This is a genomic window from Mesorhizobium sp. M7A.F.Ca.CA.004.06.1.1 (assembly GCF_003999135.1).
Taxonomy (GTDB): Bacteria; Pseudomonadota; Alphaproteobacteria; order Rhizobiales; family Rhizobiaceae; genus Mesorhizobium.
Genome location: NZ_RZPQ01000645.1, coordinates 1 through 3,432, shown reverse-complemented (window position 1 = coordinate 3,432; position 3,432 = coordinate 1). Strand labels below are relative to the sequence as shown.

The window sequence follows — 3,432 nt, the reverse complement described above, 5'->3', positions numbered from 1 at the left end:
ACCTATCTGGAAGAGAATTTGCGTATCGCCCGCTCGACCCTGCACCGCTGGCAGCGGCGGGGCGAGGTCATCGCCTTGCGCAAGGGCGGCCGCAAACATGTCTTCCCGCTGGCGCAGTTCGTCGATGGACGGCCGGTTGCAGGCATTCGCGACGTGCTGTCGCTGATCACCAATCCAAGGCTCGCATGGCTGTGGCTGACGCGGCCCTCGGCGCAACTCGACGGGCGCGTCCCGATCGACTTGCTGCGGCAGGATCAGGTGGACGAGGTCGTCGAGGCTGCGCGCGTGTTCGCGCCGGGCTGAACGCCTCCCGGACTCACCGCTAAGGCTCGCCGCTCAAGTCCCCGCCGTATAGGCCGCGATCGCCGCCATGTTGACGATGTCCGAGTCCTTGGCATTCAGCGACACGATCTGCACCGGCTTGTTCAGCCCGACCAGCAGCGGGCCGATCACCGTCGAGCCGCCGAGTTCCTGCAGCATCTTGGTCGAGATCGAAGCCGAGTGGAACGCCGGCATGATCAGCACATTGGCCGGGCCGGTCAGCCTTATGAACGGATATTGCGCCATGGCCCGCGCGTTGAGCGCCACGTCGGCGGCCATTTCGCCGTCATATTCGAAATCGACGCGGCGCTTGTCGAGGATGCGCACCGCTTCCTGGACGCGTTCGGAGCGCTCGCCCTGTGGATGGCCGAAGGTGGAATAGGCGAGCATGGCGAGCCTCGGCTCATAACCCATGCGGCGGGCAAAGCCCGCGGCCTCCTCGGCGATGTCGGCGATCTGCTCGGCATTCGGCATATCGTGCACGGCGGTGTCGGCGACCAGCACGGTCTTGCCTCGCGCCAGCACGATCGAGACGCCGATGACGCGGTGGCCGGGCTTGGCGTCGATGACGCGGCGGATGTCGTCGAGCGCGGTCGAATAGTTGCGGGTGACACCGGTGACGATGCCGTCGGCGTCGCCCAGCGCCACCATGCAGGCGGCAAAGTGGTTGCGGTCGTTGTTGATCAGCCGCTGGCAGTCGCGGAACAGGAAGCCTTTGCGCTGCATGCGCTCGTAGAGATAGTCGGTGTAGATGCCGTTGCGGCGCGACAGCCTTGCATTGATGATCTCGATGCCTTGCTTGTTGAGGTCGATGCCGGCGTGCTTGGCGTTCTCCTTGATGACGTCGTCGCGTCCGAGCAGGATGGCGGTGCCGAGCCGCTGGTTCACATAGGAGACGGCGGCGCGCATGACCTGCTCCTCCTCGCCCTCGGCGAAAACGATGCGCTTGGGCTGGCGGCGCACGCGGTCGTAGATGCGCTGCAGGGTCGAGGCGATCGGGTCGCGGCGGGCCGACAGCTCCTGCGCGTAACGGTCGAGATCGAGGATCGGCTTGCGGGCGACGCCTGAGTCCATCGCCGCCTTGGCGACCGCGATCGGGATGGCCGAGATCAGGCGCGGGTCGAACGGCACCGGGATGATGTAGTTGGGGCCGAATTTCGGCCGGTTGCCCTGATAAGCGGCGGCGACATCGTCGGGCACATCCTGGCGCGCCAATGCCGCCAGCGCCTGCGCGGCGGCGATCTTCATGTCGTCATTGATGGTGGTTGCCCTGACATCAAGCGCGCCGCGGAAGATGTAGGGAAAGCCGAGCACGTTGTTGACCTGGTTGGGATAATCAGAACGCCCGGTGGCCATGATGGCGTCGGTGCGGATCTCGGCGACCTCCTCCGGCGTGATTTCCGGGTCGGGATTGGCCATGGCGAAGATGATCGGGTTCTTGGCCATCGACTGCACCATGGCAGTGGTCAGCGCGCCCTTGGCGGAGAGGCCGAGGAAGACGTCGGCGCCATCGAGTGCCTCGGCGAGGCTGCGCGCCTCGGTCTTGACCGCATGCGCCGATTTCCACTGGTTCATGCCTTCGGTGCGGCCTTGGAAAACGACGCCCTTCGTGTCGCACAGGATGATGTTTTCCGGCGCAAAGCCCATCGCCTTCATCAGCTCGATGCAGGCGATGCCGGCCGCACCAGCGCCGTTGCAGACCATTTTTGTGGTCTTCATGTCGCGACCGGTGATCTCCAGCGCGTTGATCAGGCCGGCGGCCGAGATGATCGCGGTGCCGTGCTGGTCGTCGTGAAAGACGGGAATGTCCATCAATTCGCGCAGGCGCTGCTCGATGATGAAGCACTCCGGCGCCTTGATGTCCTCGAGGTTGATGCCGCCGAAAGAGGGCCCGAGGAACCGCACGCAGTTGATGAATTCGTCGGCGTCCTCGGTGTCGACCTCGAGGTCGATGGAATCGACATCGGCGAAGCGCTTGAACAGCACCGCCTTGCCCTCCATCACCGGCTTGGAGGCCAGCGCGCCGAGATTGCCTAGACCGAGGATGGCCGTGCCGTTGGAGATGACGGCGACCATGTTGCCGCGCGTCGTGTAGTCGAAGGCGCGCGAGGGGTCTTCGGCGATGGCCAGGACCGGAACCGCGACACCAGGCGAATAGGCGAGGCTGAGGTCGCGTTGCGTCGCCATCGGCTTGGTGGCGACGACCTCCAGCTTGCCCGGCCGACCCATGGCGTGGAATTCGAGCGCTTCCTGCGCACTGACGGACGGACCGCTGTTCTCGGTTTTCCTGGCCATGATGTTCTTGATTTCCTCACCGGTGCAGCACCTCCTTGAAGCGGGTGCTTTGTTTCGGTCCGAATTAAGACCACGCGCCGCCGCGTGTAAACCGCCCGCGCGCTGGAATCGCGGTCCGCATCGGCAATTGCGGACAAGCTGCCGTCCCGTCGTCCCCCGTTTTTCGAAGCGCCGGCATTAAACCGCATCATCACATCTGCTAGCGTGCCGCGCATGAACATGCACAGCCCGAACGAGCCAGACGCCCCCGAGGCGATGACGCCGGCGCCGACCGTCCACGCCGGCGCCACGCCGATGATCGAGCAATTTATCGAGATCAAGGCGGCGAACCCCGATTCGCTGCTGTTCTATCGCATGGGCGATTTCTACGAGCTGTTCTTCGACGATGCCGAGAAGGCGAGCCGGGCGCTCGGCATCGTGCTGACCAAGCGCGGCAAGTATCAAGGGCTCGACATCCCGATGTGCGGGGTGCCGGTGCATGCCGCCGACGACTATCTGCAAAAGCTGATCGGCCAGGGTTTCCGCGTCGCCGTCTGCGAACAGATCGAGGATCCGGCCGAGGCCAAGAAACGCGGCGGCAAATCGGTGGTGCGCCGCGACGTCGTGCGGCTGGTGACACCGGGCACCATCACCGAGGACAAATTGCTGGCGCCCTCGGAATCGAGTTTCCTGATGGCGCTGGGGCGGGTGAAGGGCGGAGCCGATCACAGTTTCGCGCTGGCCTGGATCGACATCTCGACCGGCGCCTTCCGCGTCACCGATACCACCGCCGACCGGCTGCTGGCCGACATCTTCCGAGTCGATCCGCGCGAGCTG

General features: G+C 64.9%; 1 protein-coding gene and 2 pseudogenes. 2 read left to right on the top strand and 1 reads right to left on the bottom strand.

Annotated features, from left to right (window positions below):
- Positions 1-303 (top strand): annotated as a pseudogene (locus EN906_RS27545) (antitoxin Xre/MbcA/ParS toxin-binding domain-containing protein); the annotation flags it as partial.
- A gap of 33 nt (positions 304-336) precedes the next feature.
- Here the strand turns inward: EN906_RS27545 and EN906_RS27540 are convergent.
- Positions 337-2,616 carry an NADP-dependent malic enzyme gene (locus tag EN906_RS27540; RefSeq protein WP_127266636.1) on the bottom strand — a complete coding sequence of 760 codons (2,280 nt, stop codon included), beginning with the start codon at positions 2,614-2,616 and terminating at the stop codon, positions 337-339.
- 213 nt (positions 2,617-2,829) lie between these two features.
- Between EN906_RS27540 and EN906_RS27535 the strand changes: the two are divergent.
- Positions 2,830-3,432: pseudogene (locus EN906_RS27535) on the top strand (DNA mismatch repair protein MutS); the annotation flags it as partial.

Excerpts from the sequence above, each read along its gene's own strand:
- EN906_RS27540 (WP_127266636.1), bottom strand. The coding sequence starts at position 2,616 with ATGGCCAGGAAAACCGAGAACAGCGGTCCGTCCGTCAGTGCGCAGGAA.